Source organism: Pseudomonas sp. QS1027, from assembly GCF_002814235.1.
GTDB lineage: Bacteria > Pseudomonadota > Gammaproteobacteria > Pseudomonadales > Pseudomonadaceae > Aquipseudomonas.
On record NZ_PHSU01000017.1, the window covers coordinates 18,483 to 34,288 of the forward strand.

Annotated in this window: 12 protein-coding genes and 1 pseudogene; 7 read left to right on the forward strand and 6 right to left on the reverse strand. The window is 64.3% G+C overall.

Translation table 11 applies throughout. The annotated features are described in order from the left end of the window. The first annotated feature begins 280 nt into the window (after window positions 1-280). Complete coding sequence (locus CWE01_RS16470; protein WP_100941600.1) at window positions 281-1,660, forward strand: tetratricopeptide repeat protein; 1,380 nt, start codon at window positions 281-283, stop codon at window positions 1,658-1,660. Between the two features lie 69 nt (window positions 1,661-1,729). Here the strand turns inward: CWE01_RS16470 and CWE01_RS16475 are convergent, their stop codons facing one another. Next, complete coding sequence (locus tag CWE01_RS16475; protein ID WP_100941601.1) at window positions 1,730-2,740, reverse strand: P1 family peptidase; 1,011 nt, start codon at window positions 2,738-2,740, stop codon at window positions 1,730-1,732. 469 nt (window positions 2,741-3,209) lie between these two features. Here CWE01_RS16475 and CWE01_RS16480 point away from each other — a divergent pair, with 469 nt between their 5' ends. From CWE01_RS16480 to CWE01_RS16495, 4 genes are all read left to right on the forward strand, one after another. Further along, on the forward strand, window positions 3,210-5,645 hold the full coding sequence (locus CWE01_RS16480; RefSeq protein ID WP_100941602.1) for a TonB-dependent siderophore receptor: 2,436 nt from the start codon (window positions 3,210-3,212) through the stop codon (window positions 5,643-5,645). A gap of 63 nt (window positions 5,646-5,708) precedes the next feature. Continuing rightward, a complete protein-coding gene (locus CWE01_RS16485) occupies window positions 5,709-7,037 on the forward strand; it encodes an LLM class flavin-dependent oxidoreductase (RefSeq protein ID WP_100941603.1) in 1,329 nt (442 codons plus the stop codon). A gap of 75 nt (window positions 7,038-7,112) precedes the next feature. Beyond that, window positions 7,113-8,129: an LLM class flavin-dependent oxidoreductase gene (locus CWE01_RS16490; RefSeq protein WP_100941604.1), complete on the forward strand. Its 1,017-nt coding sequence runs from the start codon at window positions 7,113-7,115 to the stop codon at window positions 8,127-8,129. Then, entirely contained in the window at window positions 8,119-9,258 is a 1,140-nt protein-coding gene (locus CWE01_RS16495) for an LLM class flavin-dependent oxidoreductase (RefSeq protein WP_100941605.1), read from the forward strand. The genes CWE01_RS16490 and CWE01_RS16495 overlap by 11 nt, the downstream gene beginning before the upstream one ends. 152 nt (window positions 9,259-9,410) lie before the next feature. Here the strand turns inward: CWE01_RS16495 and CWE01_RS16500 are convergent, their stop codons facing one another. Next, entirely contained in the window at window positions 9,411-10,490 is a 1,080-nt protein-coding gene (locus tag CWE01_RS16500) for a sigma-54-dependent Fis family transcriptional regulator (RefSeq protein WP_100941606.1), read from the reverse strand. A gap of 17 nt (window positions 10,491-10,507) precedes the next feature. Further along, window positions 10,508-10,723 (reverse strand): molybdopterin-binding protein, encoded by a 216-nt coding sequence (locus CWE01_RS16505; protein WP_100941607.1) that lies wholly within the window; start codon window positions 10,721-10,723, stop codon window positions 10,508-10,510. Between the two features lie 229 nt (window positions 10,724-10,952). Between CWE01_RS16505 and CWE01_RS16510 the strand changes: the two genes are divergently transcribed. Beyond that, window positions 10,953-11,762 (forward strand): DUF1460 domain-containing protein, encoded by an 810-nt coding sequence (locus CWE01_RS16510; protein ID WP_100941608.1) that lies wholly within the window; start codon window positions 10,953-10,955, stop codon window positions 11,760-11,762. 42 nt (window positions 11,763-11,804) lie between these two features. Here the strand turns inward: CWE01_RS16510 and CWE01_RS34320 are convergent, their stop codons facing one another. Further along, window positions 11,805-12,668: a methyl-accepting chemotaxis protein gene (locus CWE01_RS34320; RefSeq protein WP_371315484.1), complete on the reverse strand. Its 864-nt coding sequence runs from the start codon at window positions 12,666-12,668 to the stop codon at window positions 11,805-11,807. Further along, a pseudogene (locus tag CWE01_RS34325) lies at window positions 12,663-13,427 on the reverse strand (MCP four helix bundle domain-containing protein); the annotation flags it as partial. The gene CWE01_RS34320 and the pseudogene CWE01_RS34325, both read right to left, overlap by 6 nt. 238 nt (window positions 13,428-13,665) lie before the next feature. Between CWE01_RS34325 and CWE01_RS16520 the strand changes: the two are divergent. Continuing rightward, entirely contained in the window at window positions 13,666-14,688 is a 1,023-nt protein-coding gene (locus CWE01_RS16520) for a glycosyltransferase family 9 protein (RefSeq protein ID WP_100941610.1), read from the forward strand. Between the two features lie 67 nt (window positions 14,689-14,755). Here the strand turns inward: CWE01_RS16520 and CWE01_RS16525 are convergent, their stop codons facing one another. Next, window positions 14,756-15,778 (reverse strand): ABC transporter permease, encoded by a 1,023-nt coding sequence (locus CWE01_RS16525; protein WP_100941611.1) that lies wholly within the window; start codon window positions 15,776-15,778, stop codon window positions 14,756-14,758. Window positions 15,779-15,806: the final 28 nt, after the last annotated feature.

Below are 15,806 nucleotides of genomic sequence, written 5' to 3' on the forward strand. Positions count from 1 at the left end.
ACTGATGAAAAAACCACAGCCACTGTCCCGACTGTGGAAAAAGCAGCAGCCGCTACCTGTGGCGAGCGGGCTTGCCCGCGCCGGGCCGCGAAGCGGCCCCAAAACCAGTGATTTCGGTACATCAGATAGGACAAGGTGTCCGATTTACGGCTGCTGCGCAGCCGAGCGCGGGCAAGCCCGCTCGCCACAATGGTACTGAGCATGACTTGAGGGAGCACATCGCAGGACTGGCACAAGCCTTGCGAGGCCCGCTGTCTTCGAACCACCGAGTCTCAAGAGCATGTCACTGGATTACCTGGGCAACCCCATCGACACCGAGCACGCCGCGACCCGCGAAGGCATCGACGCATTCATCGGCGGTTTTCTCGGCTATCAACCCCGCGCCGAGTCGATCCTCGCCACCGCCGATGCCGATCCGCAGTCGCGCCTGGCCAATGCTTTCGCCGGCATCCTGCTGATGTTCAGCGAGTCCCCCGAAGGCCCGGGCCTGGCCGAGCGCTACCGGCAGCGAGCAAGCGCCGCCCCCGCCGGACATGCCCGGGCCGACCTGTACCTGGCGCTGTTGCGCGCCTGGATCGCCGACGACTTGGGACAAGTGCTGGGCCTCGGCGAGCAACTGCTGGAGCGTTTTCCCCGGGACCTGTTCGCCGCCAAACTCACCCAATACGTGGAGTTCAATCGCGGCAACTGGCCGGCGTTGTTGCGCATCGCCCTCAAGGCCCGCGATGCGGCGCCGGATAGCGCCCACAGCCACGGCCTGCTGGCCTTCGCCTATGAGCAATGCCACCTGCTGGAAGACGCCGAAGCCGCCGCTCGCCAGGCCCTTGCCCTGCAAGCCGACGAGCCCTGGGCCCAGCACGCCCTGGCCCATGTGCTGCTGACCCGGGGCCGGATCGAGGAAGGCATCGACTTCCTGGAAAGCGTGAAGGGCCATTGGCAGGGCCTCAACTCCTTCATGTACACCCACAACTGGTGGCACCTGGCGCTGTTCTATCTGGCCCGTGGTCATGAGCAGCGGGCGCTGGAGATTTATGACCGGCATGTCTGGGGCATCCTGCCGGAGTACTCCCAGGATCAGGTCGGCGCGGTGTCGCTGCTGACCCGGCTGGAACTGGCGGGCATCGACATCGGTGAGCGCTGGCAGGCACTGGCGCCCTATCTGCAGAAACGCACGGAGGATACGGTGCAACCCTTCCTCAGCGTGCAGTACCTCTACGGGCTGGCCCGGGCCGGCAAGCCCGAGGCCGACCATCTGCTTGCGGCGTTGCAGGCCCACGCCTCTCGGGCACCCGCCTTCAGCCGCATGACCTGGGTCGAGGTGACGGTACCGCTGGCGCAAGGCCTGTTGGCGCAAGCCCGGGGGGATTGGGAACTGGCGGTGCAACGGCTGGGCAGCGTGCTGCCACGGCTCAACGATATCGGCGGCAGCCACGCGCAACGGGACCTGTTCGCGCAAATCGAGCTCGACGCCCGCCTGCGCTCCGGAGACTGGCGGGCAACGCAGCAGACGTTGGAACTGCGCCGTGGCTACGACCCGCTGGACGTCCCGACCAACCGCCAGCTGGAACAGGTTTATTCGGCGCTGGGCCTGCCTGAGCAAGCCCGCCAGGCCGGGGAACGGGTCAAGCGGGTGCTGGCAACCCATGTTATTCCAGGCTGAACGCGATCCCCTGTAGGAGCCGGCTTGCTGGCTCCTACAGGGGATCGCGGCGTATTCAAGATCTCGACCCTACAGGCCAGCCGGTGCGTCGCGCCGGGCTTCGAAAACACCCCGGGCAATCGCCCGCGCCACGCAATCGGCGGCGGCACTGCCGATGCAGCCGATCTGCACCTGGCGACGTGGCCCGTCCACCAGTTCGACCGCGCCGGAAGCCATGGCAAATACGGTATCGCCATCAAACGGCAGGTGCGCCGGACGCACCGCGCGGGCAATACCGTCCTGGGCCATGATCGCCACGCGCTTGCACTCGGCGGTGCTCAACCGGGCATTGCAGGCCACCGCCACCAGCGTGGTATTGGCCCCGGCCTGCAAGCGGCCCATGGAGTCCAGCCGTGACAATTCCGGCATCGGATCACTGGCGTCCATCGGCGCCCCCGGACGCCCGCCGCCGAACTCTCCGGCGATCTCCCAGGGCCAGGCCCAGAACGTCTCGCCATCCGGCATATAGACGGAGCCGATCGGGTTGGCGACCACCAGCGCCGCCACCACCAAACCATCGCCAAGCACCAGCGACGCCGACCCCAGTCCGCCCTTGAGCACCCCGGCCATCGCCCCGCGCCCGGCACCCACCGAGCCCTGGGCAAACGCCTGTGCCGCGTTCTGCAACGCCTCGAAGCCCAAACGACGATAAGGCGGTTCAAGCCCCCAGCTCTTGTCCCCACCATTGGCCAGATCGTGCAGCACCGCCGCAGGAACAATGGGAATCGCCGGCGCACCAGGCTTGAGATGCAGTCCCACTTCCTGCTGTGACAACGCCGCCGCCACCGCATCCGCCGCCCCCAGGCCGAACACCGAACCGCCGGCAAACACCAGCGCATGCAGCTGCCCGACCATGTTTTCCGGCTCCAGGGCCGCCGACTCGCGCCCGCCCGGACCGCCACCGCGAATATCGACGCTCGCCGTCCAGGCGCCGTCGGTGCGAATAACCGTCACGCCGGTGTCGACATGCTCATCGGTGGCATGCCCGACGTACACGCCCGGCACATCGGTGAGCAAATTGCGGGAACCCGGTTGTGGCATAAAAAACTTCCTGACAAGTAGTTGGCTTCCATAGAGGAGCGTGAACGCAACGGTCCAGCAAAGCCTGTGCCAGCGCTCCCGCACCCGACTTCATTACCTCCCCCGCTTTCACCACTGTTGCTAACTCACCAACGCCCCGGGCGACTGCTGGAAAACCAACAACCGATACCCCCGCACCTCCCGCCACTGGCGCGCTGTAGAAAAACCAACAGCCTGAATCGCCGCTGCTAGAAAAACACCAATTCCTGTCCGACCAACAACCTAACTACTTGTTTAAAAAGGATTTTAAAGAATGGCACAGGCTTTGCTGTGCTGCCCTGACCAGAGCTTGAGACCGCAGGCCGCCCCCCGGCCCGGCAACAAGCCGCCACTGACCTCACTGGCGACGCCCCCATACCCGTCGCCTCACCCGCCACGATCGCCCCCCACCCGGGCGCAGAGCGGGGACCACACTGGAGCGATTCACATCATGAGTTCAACACGCGCCGCCAACCGGCGACCCACCCGCAACACCTTCACCCACAGCCTGCTGTTCCTGGCCGTGTGCGAGGCCCTGAGCTACAGCAGCCTGACCCTGGCCGCCGACACCACCAGCGATAACCCCCTGGACACCGTGGTGGTCATCGGCAACCGTGGCCAGGCCCGCACCCTGGCCGACAGCCCGGCGCCGGTGGACGTGATTTCCTCCAAGCAGTTGCTCGCCACCGGCCAGGGCGACCTCACTGCGGCCCTGAACAAGGTGCTGCCCTCGTTGAACCAGCCGACCTCCTCCGGCTTCGGCTCGACCTCGGTGGTGCGCCCCATCAGCCTGCGCGGCCTCAACGGCGACCAGGTGCTGGTCCTGGTCAACGGCAAGCGCCGCCACAACAGCGCGCTGCTGAACAACGGCACCTACCTCAACTCCGGCTCGCAACCGGTGGACCTGGACATGATCCCCACCGCCCTGGTGGACCATGTCGAAGTGCTGCGCGACGGCGCCTCGGCGCAATACGGCTCGGACGCCATCGGCGGCGTGATCAACATCGTGCTCAAGCAGACCGACCACGGCGGCAGCCTCACCACCCGCTACGGCCAGAACTTTGAAAACGGCGACGGCGCCACCACCCGGCAAACCGGCGACCTGGGGCTGTCACTGCCCAACGACGGCTTTATCAACCTGGCCCTGGACGTGAAGAAGCAGAACACCTCCGACCGCTCCGACGATGCGCCCTACACCGACAGCGCCGGCAACACCAGCGAGCGCCATACCTACTACGGCACCGGCCTGCCCCAGGCGCGCAACTTCAGTTTCGGCTACAACGCCGAGCTGCCGGTGGATGACGCCCTGACCCTGTACTCGTTCTCCACCTACACCCGGCGCAACTCGGAAAAACCCCTGGCCTTCCACCAGCCGGCGAGCTTCGACGGGATCGCCACGCCGTTCCCGGAGGGCATCGAAGACACCCTGCGGTTTATCGAAAACGACTTCCAGGTGGCCTTCGGCGGCAAGGGCAAGGCCGCCGGCTGGGACTACGACCTGTCCAGCACCTACGGCCAGGATCATGCCGAGGCCACCCTGCGCCACACCTATAACCTGAGCTTCGGCCCGGACTCGCCGACCTCGGTCGACACCGGCGCCAAGACCTTCAGCCAATGGACCAACAACCTCGACCTGACCCGCGCCTTCGACCTCGGCCTGGCCAAGCCGACGCAGATTTCCTGGGGCCTGGAACAACGCTTCGAGAGCTACAAGATCGGCAAGGGCGACTATGACTCCTATGCCCTCGGCGACTTCAGCACCGGTGCCAGCGGCGCGCCGATTGCGCCGGGAACCATTTCCGGTGCCGGCACCACTCCGGCCGACGCCGCGGAGAAAAGCCGCACCAGCGTGGCCGGCTATGGCGAGATCGGCCAGGACCTGACCGACAAGTGGCACGTCGACCTCGCCGGGCGCTACGAGCACTACAATGACGGTTCGGGTACCACCACCAACGGCAAGTTCTCCACCCGTTACCAGTTGACCCCGATCCTCGCCGTGCGCGGCACCTTCAGCACCGGCTTCCGCGCGCCGTCGCTGTCGCAGCAGATCTACAGCTCGACCTCGCAGACCAGCGTCAACGGCAACCTGTTCGACTACCGCAATGTCGCGGTGGATTCGACGGTGGCCAAGGCCCTCGGCGCCACCACCCTGAAACCGGAGAAGTCGACCAACATCGGCTTCGGCCTGACCCTGCAACCGATCGACAACGCCAGCGTCACCCTGGATGCCTACCAGATCAAGATCAAGGACCGCATCGCCCAGACCGGCTACCTGGGCGGCACCCCGCAGATCGAGGCGATCCTCGCGGCGGCCGGGCTGCCGACCAACCAGGCGGTGACCTACTTCACCAACGCCCTCGACACCACCACCCGCGGCGTCGACCTGGTCGGCGACTACCGGCAGGACATCGGTGCCTACGGCAACCTGCGCTACACCCTGGGCTTCAACTGGAACACCACCGCGATCGATGCCATCCACGCCTCCGACGCCGCCCAGCAGGCCTTGGGCCCGGACGGCGGTTACGACCGCCAGCGCCAGGGCAACCTCAAGTACGGCCTGCCGGATTCCAAGCTGTTGCTGGGCACGGTCTGGAGCATCGACAAGTTCGAGATCGGCCTGAACCTGACCCGCTACGGCGAGTACACCCAGTACGGCACCGCGGCGATCTACGACCGCAGTTTCTCGGCGGCCTGGATCACCGACCTGAACGTCGACTACCACCTGACCAAGAGCCTGACCCTCAATGCCGGGGCCAACAACGTCTTCAACCTGTACCCGGAACGCACCAACCTGCCCAGTGCCTCGGGTGCCTACCCTTACGGCAACTTCTCGCCCTACGGCACCACGGGCGGCTACTGGTACACCGGCCTGACCTACAACTTCTGACCCCCTGGCGGCACACCCGGCCCGATGGCCCGGCGCTGCCGCCTTGTTTACCGGGAGCCTGCAATGACCCGTCGTACCGATCACCTCAAGCTCGGCGCCTTCCTCGCCAACAGCGGCCATCATATCGCCGCCTGGCGCCACCCCCTGGCCCAGGCCGATGCCAGCCTGGATTTCGAGCACTTCAAGGCAATTGCCGAAACCGCCGAACGCGGCAAGTTCGACGCCCTGTTCGTCGCCGATGTGGTCGCGCTGTGGGGCCATCATCACGACGCCCTGAGCCGCAGCGCCCGGGCCGAACACTTCGAACCGCTGACCCTGATGTCCGCCCTCGCGGCCGTCACCCGGCATATCGGCCTGATCGCCACCGCCACCACCAGCTACAACGAGCCCTACCATATCGCCCGCAAATTCGCCTCCCTCGACCACCTCTCCGGGGGCCGTGCGGCCTGGAACCTGGTGACCTCGGTGGTCTCCGACGAAGCCTGGAATTTCGGCCGTGAAAACCATATCGACCACGGCGACCGCTATCAGCGCGCCGAGGAGTTCCACGATGTGGTCAAAGGCCTGTGGGACAGCTGGGACGATGACGCCTTTGTCCGCGACAAGAGCAGCGGCCAGTACTTCGATCCGGGCAAACTGCACACCCTGAACCACCACGGCGAGCACTTCTCGGTGCGCGGTCCGCTGAATGTCGCCCGACCGCCCCAGGGCCATCCGGTACTGGTCCAGGCCGGAGCCTCGGAAGCCGGCAAGACCCTCGCGGCGCGGGTGGCCGAACTGATCTTCGTCGTCCACCACGACCTGGCCGGGGCCCAGGCCTTCTACCAGGATATCAAGGCCCGGGCCGCCGACTTCGGCCGCAACCCGGATCACCTCAAGATCCTCCCCGGCGTCACGCCCTTTATCGCCGAGACCCGCGAACAGGCCCAGGCCCTGTTCGAAGAATTCCAGGCGCTGATCGACCCGGTACTCGGCCTGCGCCTGCTGGCCGATACCCTCGGCGACGATATCGACCTCAGCGCTTACGACCTCGACGGCCCGCTGCCGGAGACACCGGTCGGCCAGCGCGGCAGTCGCCGGGACAAGGTGCTGGAGCTGGCCCGCAAGGAAAACCTCAGCATTCGCCAGTTGTACCTGCGCCTGGCCGGTGGCAACCCGCTGATCGGGACCCCGGCGGATATCGCCGACAGCTTCGAGGCCTGGTTCCAGAGCCGGGCCTGCGACGGCTTCAATGTGTTCTTCCCGTACTACCCGGGCGCCATCGAAGGGTTTGTCGACCAGGTGATACCGTTATTGCAGGAACGCGGGCTGTTCCGTCGCGAATACGAAGGCCGCACCCTGCGGGAAAACCTCGGGCTGCCACGCCCGGCCAACCGGTTCAGCCGATCATGAGCGGCCGGCCCCCCGTCGAGGGTAGGATGGGTTTATTCGGGCGGCGGGTGTGCGCCCCTCTGATGGAGCCCATGCATGGCACTTGAGTTCAGTTGGCAGTTGCCGCTGTGCGACACCGACGGTACAACCCCCTGGGCGCACCGCCCCGAGCAGTGGATTCAGCTGGCCCAGGCCGTGGAATACGCCGGCCTCGACGGCCTCTGGGTGCCCGGCGGCGCGCAGTGCGCCGACAGCCTTGGCGTGGCGGCGACCTTGTGCGCCCACACCCGCCGGGTCCACCTGACAGTCAGCGTACCGCCCGAAGTCATGTTGCCGGCGGCCCTCGCCGCCACCGTGCAAAGCCTGCAATCGATCAGCGCCAATCGCGTGCGCCTGCACCTGCCCGACGGCGAACAGGGCAGCCTGCGCCAGGTGTTCGGTGAATGGCTCAACCGTGACCAGCGCCATGAACGTATCGGCGAGTACCTGGACATCCTTACGCGCCTGCTCTCCCCTGACGGCAGCGAGTTCCACTACAACGGGCGCTACTTTCAGCTGGAGAGCGCCGGTGTCGCCCGCCGCCCGCTTCCGGCACCACCGCTGCTGCTCGACGACTCCCAGGAAAGCGCGCTGATCGCCAGCCATGCCCGAACCTGCCTGCTGCGCAGCCGGGCACCGAACCCGCTGCAACAGGAAATCCAGCGCTTGCGGGCCGACTCACCGGACCTTGGCTTCGCCTGCCCCTTCGCACTGCTGTTCCGGGACACCGAGGACGAAGCCTGGGAAGCGGCCGCCGCCCGCCTGGAATCACTGGGAATCAAGCCACCGGACAGCACCCCGTCGCTGCCCAGGCTCACCCGCGAGCACCAGCCGGTGCGGCACTTCGAACTGCACCCGAATCTCTGGCAACCACGCGCCGACCAACCCGTGTTTATCGTCGGGACGCCGCATCAGGTCGCTACCCGCCTGCAGGAGCTGCACGGCCTGGGCATCGAACAGATCATCCTGGTCGGCCAGCCGGCGGTGCATGAAGTCCTGCGCTTCGGCGAACAGATCCTGCCATTGCTTGGCGCCCAAGGCCTGCGCAAGGAGCGCACCCAGCATGTCGAATAATCCACGCCATCCCCTCGAGATCGACTGGTTCCTGCCCACCAATGGCGACGGTCGCCACCTGACCAGCAGCGGCCTGCCCAAGGTCGGGCTGTTCCAGCAAGGCGAACGGGCACCGACCCTCGATTACCTGCGCCAGATCGTCCGCGCCGCCGAATACGGCGGCTTCGACGCGATCATGGTGCCCACCGCCAGCGGCTTCGAAGACCCCTGGCTGATCACCGCGGTGCTGGCCCAGGAAGTGCGGCGGCTGAAATTCCTGCTGACCTTGCGCCCGGGCCTGGAACTGCCCGCCTACACCGCCCACCGCGCCGCGACCCTGCAGTTGCTCAGCGACAACCGCCTGGCCCTGCATGTGGTCAGCGGCTCCAGCCGTTTCGAGCAGCGTTCGCTGGGGGATTTTCTGGAGCACGATGAACGTTATGCGCGGACCGCCGAGTTTCTCGAAGTGTTCCAGGCCGTCTGGGCGGGCAACGGCCAGCCCCATCACGGACGCTACTACCGCAGCGTCAACGCCTCGCCGATTGCCCCTGCGGCGCCCGCGCCGGCGATCTATTTCGGCGGTGCGTCCGAGGCCGCGGAACGGGTCGGCGCGTCCCATGCACAGACCCACCTGATGTGGTGCGAGCCGCCCTTGCTGATTGCCGAGCGTATCCACCGGATGCGCGAACTGGCGGCGGCCCAGGGGCGAACCTTGCGCTTTGGTCTGCGCCTGCATATTTTCGCCGCGCCCACCGACGACGCGGCCTGGGCCCATGTCGAGCGGTTGCTGGCGGAGATTCCCAAGGACGCCATCGACCGCGCGCAAGTGCAGATGGCCGCGTATGAATCCGTCGGGCAGACGCGCCAGACGCGCCTGGCTGAAGGTCGCGGGCGCGGCGCCCGTGAGCTGGAGGTGTCGGCCAATCTGTGGGCCGGTGTCGGTCTGGTTCGAGGCGGCGCCGGGACGGCCCTGGTGGGGAGCTATGAACAGGTGGCGGATCGGATCGAGGAATATCACCAGCTGGGCGTCGACAGTTTTATCCTGTCGGGTTTTCCGCATCTGGAGGAGGCGATTCATCTGGGGGCTGAGTTGTTGCCGCTATTGCGGCGTATCTCAAGCAGGAGCGTCGAGCAGCGCACGGTCCTGTAGGCGCCCGGATTGGATCTTCGGTCGTATGCAAACTCTCGGTTCGAAATCGTCCTGTAGGAGCCTGGCTTGCCAGCGAAGAGGGCCTTGAGATCGCCACAAGCTTCGCGGGCAAGCCCGGCTCCTACAGGTTTGTGGTGTTTTCAAAAAGGGGATCAGGGCTTGGCGCGGCCCTTGAGCATGCCGTGATTGACCAGCAAGGTGCGCATGGCATTACGGGTAATGCCCAGCAGTTCGGCGGTGCGCAGCTGGTTGAAGCCGCAAAAGGCAAACGCCTCGCGCACCAGCAGGTCCTCGATATCATGCAACAGGGTTTCCCCCGGCACTTCGAACAGGCGCAGCAACTGCTCGCGAATCACTTCCTGGGGGACCCGCGACACGCCTGTACTGCTCGCCACATGCCGGCCACTCAAACCTGCGGAAAACTTCAGGTGTTCGGGGCGGATCGGCTTGTCGCCGGCCACCAGCAAGGCCAGGTGCACGACGTTTTCCAGCTCGCGGATATTCCCCGGCCAGGGGTAGTCGAGTAGCGCCTGGGTGGCCGCCTCGGAGAGCATCGGCTCGGCAATCTTCAGCCGTTGGCTGTAGATTTTTCGAAAATGTTCAACCAGCGGCAGGATGTCCAGCGGGCGCTCACGCAAAGGCAGGACCTGCACCTGGGCCACGTTGATCCGATAAAACAGGTCGAGACGGAAATTACCCGCCTCCACCGCCTGTTCCAGGTCGATGTTGGTCGCCGTCACCAGGCGGATATTGATCTTGATCGGCTTGCGCGAACCGACGCGCACGATCTCCTGCTCCTGCAGGGCACGCAGCAACTTGACCTGCAACGGCAGCGGCAGATCGCCAATCTCGTCGAGAAACAAGGTGCCGCCATCGGCCTCTTCGAACCAGCCGACCCGACGCCCTACCGCACCGGAAAACGCCCCGGCTTCATGGCCGAAGAATTCGCTTTCGGCGAGGGTCTCGCTGATGGCGCCGCAGTTCACCGCGACAAAAGCCCCGGCCCGCCCACTGGAAGAATGAATGTAGCGCGCCACCAGCTCCTTGCCGGTGCCGGTTTCGCCATTGATCAGCACCGGCGCGTCGCTGGGGCCGACCCGCTGCAGATAGTCGAGCAACTGTCGCGAGCGCGGGTCGGCGAAGACCAGCGCCTTGGCCCGTATCGACAACGAATCCTTGTCGCCCCGGGGCAAGGTCAGGATCGGACTGGGCAGCCCTTCAAGCGTGCTCATGAACAGGGACCGCTGCGTCAGAGCTTGGCGATCGAGACTTCGGTGGATTTGACGAAGGCGATCACTTCACTGCCTACCGCCAACTCCAGGTCGCGCACCGAACGTGTGGTAATCACCGAAGTGACAATCCCCGACGCGGTTTGCACGTCGATCTCGGACAACACCTCGCCAATGAGGATTTCCTTGATGACGCCGCGGAACTGGTTACGAACGTTGATCGCTTTGATCGTCATGGGGTTGTTTCCTTTTCGTGGTGGGAGGTGCACCTGGGCATCAGATGCTGAAGGCTAAAATGCGCCAGCCCTGCAACTTATAAAAGGAATTAATAATAATGATTTTATTCGATTAGGATATAAGAAAGGAAAAGCCAGCAGGTTTCATTGAGTCGTCACCCCAGAGGTGTAAAATCGACGTCCCAGCGCGGAGGCCGATCAAAAGCTCCAGCGCCCCTGCGGAGAGCGCATGAAGAAGGTTATCGCGCTGGTATCGGGCTTGCCCCTGATGCTGGCGCTGAGTGGTTTTACCACCCGGCAACACCCAGGCGACCAGGTCACGCTGGACGACTACACACGCCACAAGATCGAGTTCATCGAAACCCGGATCCTCAAGCACGCCGGCCACGAGCAAGGCGAACGGATCAGGAATATCTCCGCCAACTTCCTCGGCACGCCCTATGTGGCGCATATGCTGGTCGGCTCCGCGACCGCGCCGGAACAGTTGGTGATCGACTTCCGCGGCCTGGATTGCTTTACCTACCTGGATTACGTCGAGGCCCTGCGCAAGTCCGACAGCCTGCCGCGCTTCGTCGAAAACCTGGTGCGCACACGCTACGCCGACGGCAAGGTCAGCTACACCGAGCGCAAGCACTTCTTCACCGACTGGGCCCATACCCAGCCCCTCAACGCCCGGGACGTGACGACGCAGGCCAGCCCCAGGGCGACCACCGTCACCAAGATCCTCAACGCCCAAGGCGACGGCAGCGGCGGCACGCTGATCCCGTCGGTGGGCAAGGTCGAGCGCGCCATCACCTACATTCCCAGCGAGTGGATCGACGACGCCGTGGTCAGCCGCCTGAAAACCGGTGACTACATCGGCATCTACACCCCGGCCGAAGGACTGGATGTGACCCACACCGGTATCTTCATCATGACCGACAAGGGCCCGGTGCTGCGCAATGCCTCCGCCCGCGAAGCCAACCACAAGGTGGTGGATTCGCCGTTCATGGATTACGTCAAGAAAACCCCGGGCATCGTGGTCCTCAGGGCGATCTGAAGCCTGTCAGCGGCACAGTACCGGCTGACAGGCGCAAGACCTCTAGATCTGGAAGTGCTTGACCAGGGTGTTGAGCTCGGTGGCCAGGTGGGCCAGGGACTGCGAGGCCGCCGTGGTCTGGTGCGAGCCTTCGGAAGACTGGATCGACAACTCGCGGATATTCAGCAGGTTGCGATCCACCGAGCGGGCGACGTGGGCCTGCTCGTCGGCAGCGGTGGTGATGACCAGGTTGCGGTTATTGATCTCATCATTCGCCTCGACGATTTCCGCCAGCGCGGTCTTGGCCGCTTCAGCGAGCTCCAGGGTCTGGCGGGTCATGTTGCTGCTGTTGTGCATGCCGCTCACGGCGCTGGCGGTACCGGTCTGGATACTGCCGATCATCTCTTCGATTTCCCGGGTCGACTGCGCGGTCCGATGAGCCAGGGCCCGCACTTCATCCGCCACCACCGCAAAGCCGCGACCGGCCTCACCGGCCCGCGCCGCTTCAATGGCGGCATTGAGCGCCAGCAGGTTGGTCTGCTCGGCGATGGTGCGGATCACATCGAGCACCTTGCCGATGCCCTGCGCCTGCGCCGCCAGGCCGCCGATCTGCTCGGAGCTGACCTCGACGCCACGGGTCAGCGCGGCAATCGCCGTCACCGCCTCGATCATCCGCTGCTGGCCCTTCAGCGCAATGGTCCGCGACTCCTGGGACAGGTCCGAGGTGGACGAGGCGTTCCTGGCCACCTCTTCAATGGCGCTGGTCATCTCGGTCACCGCGGTAGCGGCCTGTTCGATTTCCCCATGCTGCTGTTGCAGGTCGCGACTGCCCTCGGCCGTCACCGCGTTCAACTCTTCGGCCGCCGAGGCCAGTTGGGTCGATGAATGGGTGATCTGCTTGAGGGTGGTGAGCAAGCTGCCCTGCATCACCGCCAGGGCCGCGAGCAAGCGACTGGCTTCGTCGCTGCCGGCCGGGTTGATCGGTTGGGTCAGGTCGCCCTTGGCGATGGTTTCCGCGACCAGGACCGCCTCGATGATCGGTACGGTAATGCTGCGGGTGAGCAGCCAGGCCACCAGCACGGTGCCGATACCCACCAGCAGGATCACCAGGCCGATGCCCGCCACCGCGCTGTCATAGGTGCTGGCCGACTGTTTACCGGCCTGTTCGGCGCCCTGGTTCGCGCGCTCGATCAGGTCATCGAGGTTCTTGGTCATCTGCTCGTAGGATTCGCGGATGGTCGAGAGGTAGGTGTTGGCGGCGGCCTTGTCCCCCTGCCGCGATACCCTGAGCAACTCCAGGTGATTCTTGGCATAGGCTTCCAGGCTGCGGTTGAAAGCGTCCAGCCGGCTTTTGTCGTCGCCGTTGGTCAGCAAACCCGCGTAAATCGACATCTGCTCATGCACGCTTTGCAGGCGTCCGGCCGATTTGTCCTCGTAGACTTTCATGTCCGCAGCGCTGGAGGACAGGATGTGGGCCATGGAGCCCAGGCGATAACGGTCCAGCGACGCATTCGCCGACGCCAGCACCCGCACCCGCTGCAACCAGTTGTTCTGGATATCGGCGGCCTGGGCCTGGACATCGCGAATCTGCTTCAACGCGAACACGCCCAGGAACACACTGAGCAAGGCGATGGCGGCAAAACCGATGAACGCTCGGGGTGCAATCCGGATATTTCTCAACAACATGGACGGGATCTCGCATTGAACAGGGACGGAGGACAACTGGCCACGGCAGGATAGCGGGCGATCCTGGCCAAAGGCTATCGGCCTGGCTGCGGTTTTCTTCAGCGCCGCATGCTGGCGCTGCTTCTGGAGCCTGGGCAATCGTCGGAAAGACCCGCCGATTGGAAAATCTCCCCCTTTTTACGATAGTCTGTCACCCCGCGAACCGTCGCCCTCGAAACCCGAACCGGATCCATTGCGCATGACAACCAGTCCTCTACAGGCCGCAGAAAAAATTCTCCTGGTTGCTCCGCACCGCCTGGGCGATACGCTGTTTGCAACGCCCGGCATCCGTGCCCTGCGCCAGGCAAAACCGCATGCTCAGATAGATGCCGTGGCGTTGTCGGCGCTGTCCCATGAATTGCTCGCCCACAACAGTTGCATCAACACCCTCTACACCGCCAAAGAACGGCCGATTGCCCAACTGGCCGCCGAGTATGACGCTGTATTGCCACTCCAGAACATCAACAAGGTCACCGAATATCTGAAAGATGTCCCCGGGGTCTTGATGCTGCCCCGTTATGAAGGCGCCTTTCATTACTCGGAAAACTTTTATCGCTTTGTGCTTCAGCAACTGCCGTCAGCGGCTGAATTTCCAGCGGGCCCCTATGAGCTGAATGTCAACGCACAGGACAAGGCGGACGCCGACCGGTTACTGAAGAGTATCCCCGCGGCCCCTGAACCTTTTGTGATTGCCTTGCACATGGGCTGCCATCAGATTTCGAAAAAGGGCCAGCGCTTCCTGTACAAGCTGTTTCCTTTCCTGATGACCAAAGACACCCGGAGCTGGTCGTTCAAGCGCTTCGATCAACTGGTACAGCGCCTGCTGACGCAGCACCCGGCTGTCCATATCGTGCTCACGGGCTCGTCCAGCGAAGCCTTTGCGGCCGACGCACTGACCGCTCACCCCCATATCCTGAATCTCATCGGCAAGACCAATGTCGGCCAACTCGCGGCGGTACTCCAGCGTTGCCAGTTACTGCTGACCGGCGATACCGGCCCGATGCACGTCGCCTGTGCGGTAGATCGACCGATGGTCCTGCTCTGCGGGAAGACCGATCCGGCGCAGACAGGCCCGTATCCCATGCACAGCCATCACAGCATCATCCGAAAAGACGGGATGGATAATATTTCGGTGGACGAGGTTTATCAGGCCGTTGTGCGCTATCTGCCTGAAGCATCGACAAAACGGGCTGCAGTCGCCACACCATCAACCGTGGCCTGATCTTCGCCAGAGAGAAACCCCGGTACGCAAAAAGGGCCTGAAAAGGCCCTTTTTGCTGACGGCTCGCTCAGCGCTTGAGCTTGCGCTTGTTGCGGTATTGGTCGATGACCACCGCGACCACGATGATCAGGCCCTTGATGATGTCCTGGATATAGGCATCGACCCCGACAAAGGTGAAGCCGCTGGCCATGACCCCGAGGATCAGCGCGCCGATCACCGTGCCGGTAATGCGCCCCACCCCACCTGCCAGGCTGGTACCGCCGATCACCGCCGCCGCAATCGCGTCCAGCTCGTAGGACATGCCCATGCCCGCCTGCCCGGTGGCGGCACGTGCCGACGCGACCACCCCCGCCAGTCCCGACAAGAGCCCGGCGATGCTATAGACGATCACCAGGTGGCGCTTGACGTTGATCCCGGAGGTGCGCGCCGCCTGCATGTTGCCGCCGATGGCGTAGGTGTACTTGCCGTACTTGGTGTAACGCAGGGCGATGTGGAAGATCAGCGCCACCACCAGGAAAATGATCACCGGCATCGCGCCGTGGCCGATGGCCGTATAGGAATCCGAAAGCATGCTCACCGGCTGGCCTTCGGTGTAGTAACGCGCCAGGCCACGGGCCGAGACCATCATGCCGAGGGTGGCAATGAAGGGTGGAATCCCGGTCAGGGCAATGATGCTGCCGTTGATCGCCCCCGCCAGCAGTCCCACCCCGAGCCCGACAATCACCGGGATCCACACCGGCAGGTCGGTCAGCGACGGAAACACCGCCCGGGCGAAGTCCGAGGTCTGCGCCAGGCTCGCGGCGATCATCGCCGAGAGCGCCAGCACCGAGCCCGACGACAGGTCGATACCGGTGGTGATAATGACCTGGGTGACCCCGATCGCCAGCAGGCCGATGATCGAGACCTGCAGGATCATCAGTACCAGCCGCTGGGAGTTCATCAGGAAACTCTGGTCACGGACGATCCAGCCGAACAGTTCGAAGACCAGGCCGATGCCGATCAGTACCAGGAAGATGCTCAGTTCGGTGGGAAGGCGCCGGCGACTCTTGACCGGTACCGTTGCAGGCTTGTTTTCCAGTATCACGTTCATAACCACTCACCCTTCTATCGCGTTACCG

Coding starts and splice junctions, on each gene's coding strand:
- CWE01_RS16470 (WP_100941600.1), top strand. CDS start 281: ATGTCACTGGATTACCTGGGCAACCCCATCGACACCGAGCACGCCGCG.
- CWE01_RS16475 (WP_100941601.1), bottom strand. CDS start 2,740: ATGCCACAACCGGGTTCCCGCAATTTGCTCACCGATGTGCCGGGCGTG.
- CWE01_RS16480 (WP_100941602.1), top strand. CDS start 3,210: ATGAGTTCAACACGCGCCGCCAACCGGCGACCCACCCGCAACACCTTC.
- CWE01_RS16485 (WP_100941603.1), top strand. CDS start 5,709: ATGACCCGTCGTACCGATCACCTCAAGCTCGGCGCCTTCCTCGCCAAC.
- CWE01_RS16490 (WP_100941604.1), top strand. CDS start 7,113: ATGGCACTTGAGTTCAGTTGGCAGTTGCCGCTGTGCGACACCGACGGT.
- CWE01_RS16495 (WP_100941605.1), top strand. CDS start 8,119: ATGTCGAATAATCCACGCCATCCCCTCGAGATCGACTGGTTCCTGCCC.
- CWE01_RS16500 (WP_100941606.1), bottom strand. CDS start 10,490: ATGAGCACGCTTGAAGGGCTGCCCAGTCCGATCCTGACCTTGCCCCGG.
- CWE01_RS16505 (WP_100941607.1), bottom strand. CDS start 10,723: ATGACGATCAAAGCGATCAACGTTCGTAACCAGTTCCGCGGCGTCATC.
- CWE01_RS16510 (WP_100941608.1), top strand. CDS start 10,953: ATGAAGAAGGTTATCGCGCTGGTATCGGGCTTGCCCCTGATGCTGGCG.
- CWE01_RS34320 (WP_371315484.1), bottom strand. CDS start 12,668: ATGCAGGGCAGCTTGCTCACCACCCTCAAGCAGATCACCCATTCATCG.
- CWE01_RS16520 (WP_100941610.1), top strand. CDS start 13,666: ATGACAACCAGTCCTCTACAGGCCGCAGAAAAAATTCTCCTGGTTGCT.
- CWE01_RS16525 (WP_100941611.1), bottom strand. CDS start 15,778: ATGAACGTGATACTGGAAAACAAGCCTGCAACGGTACCGGTCAAGAGT.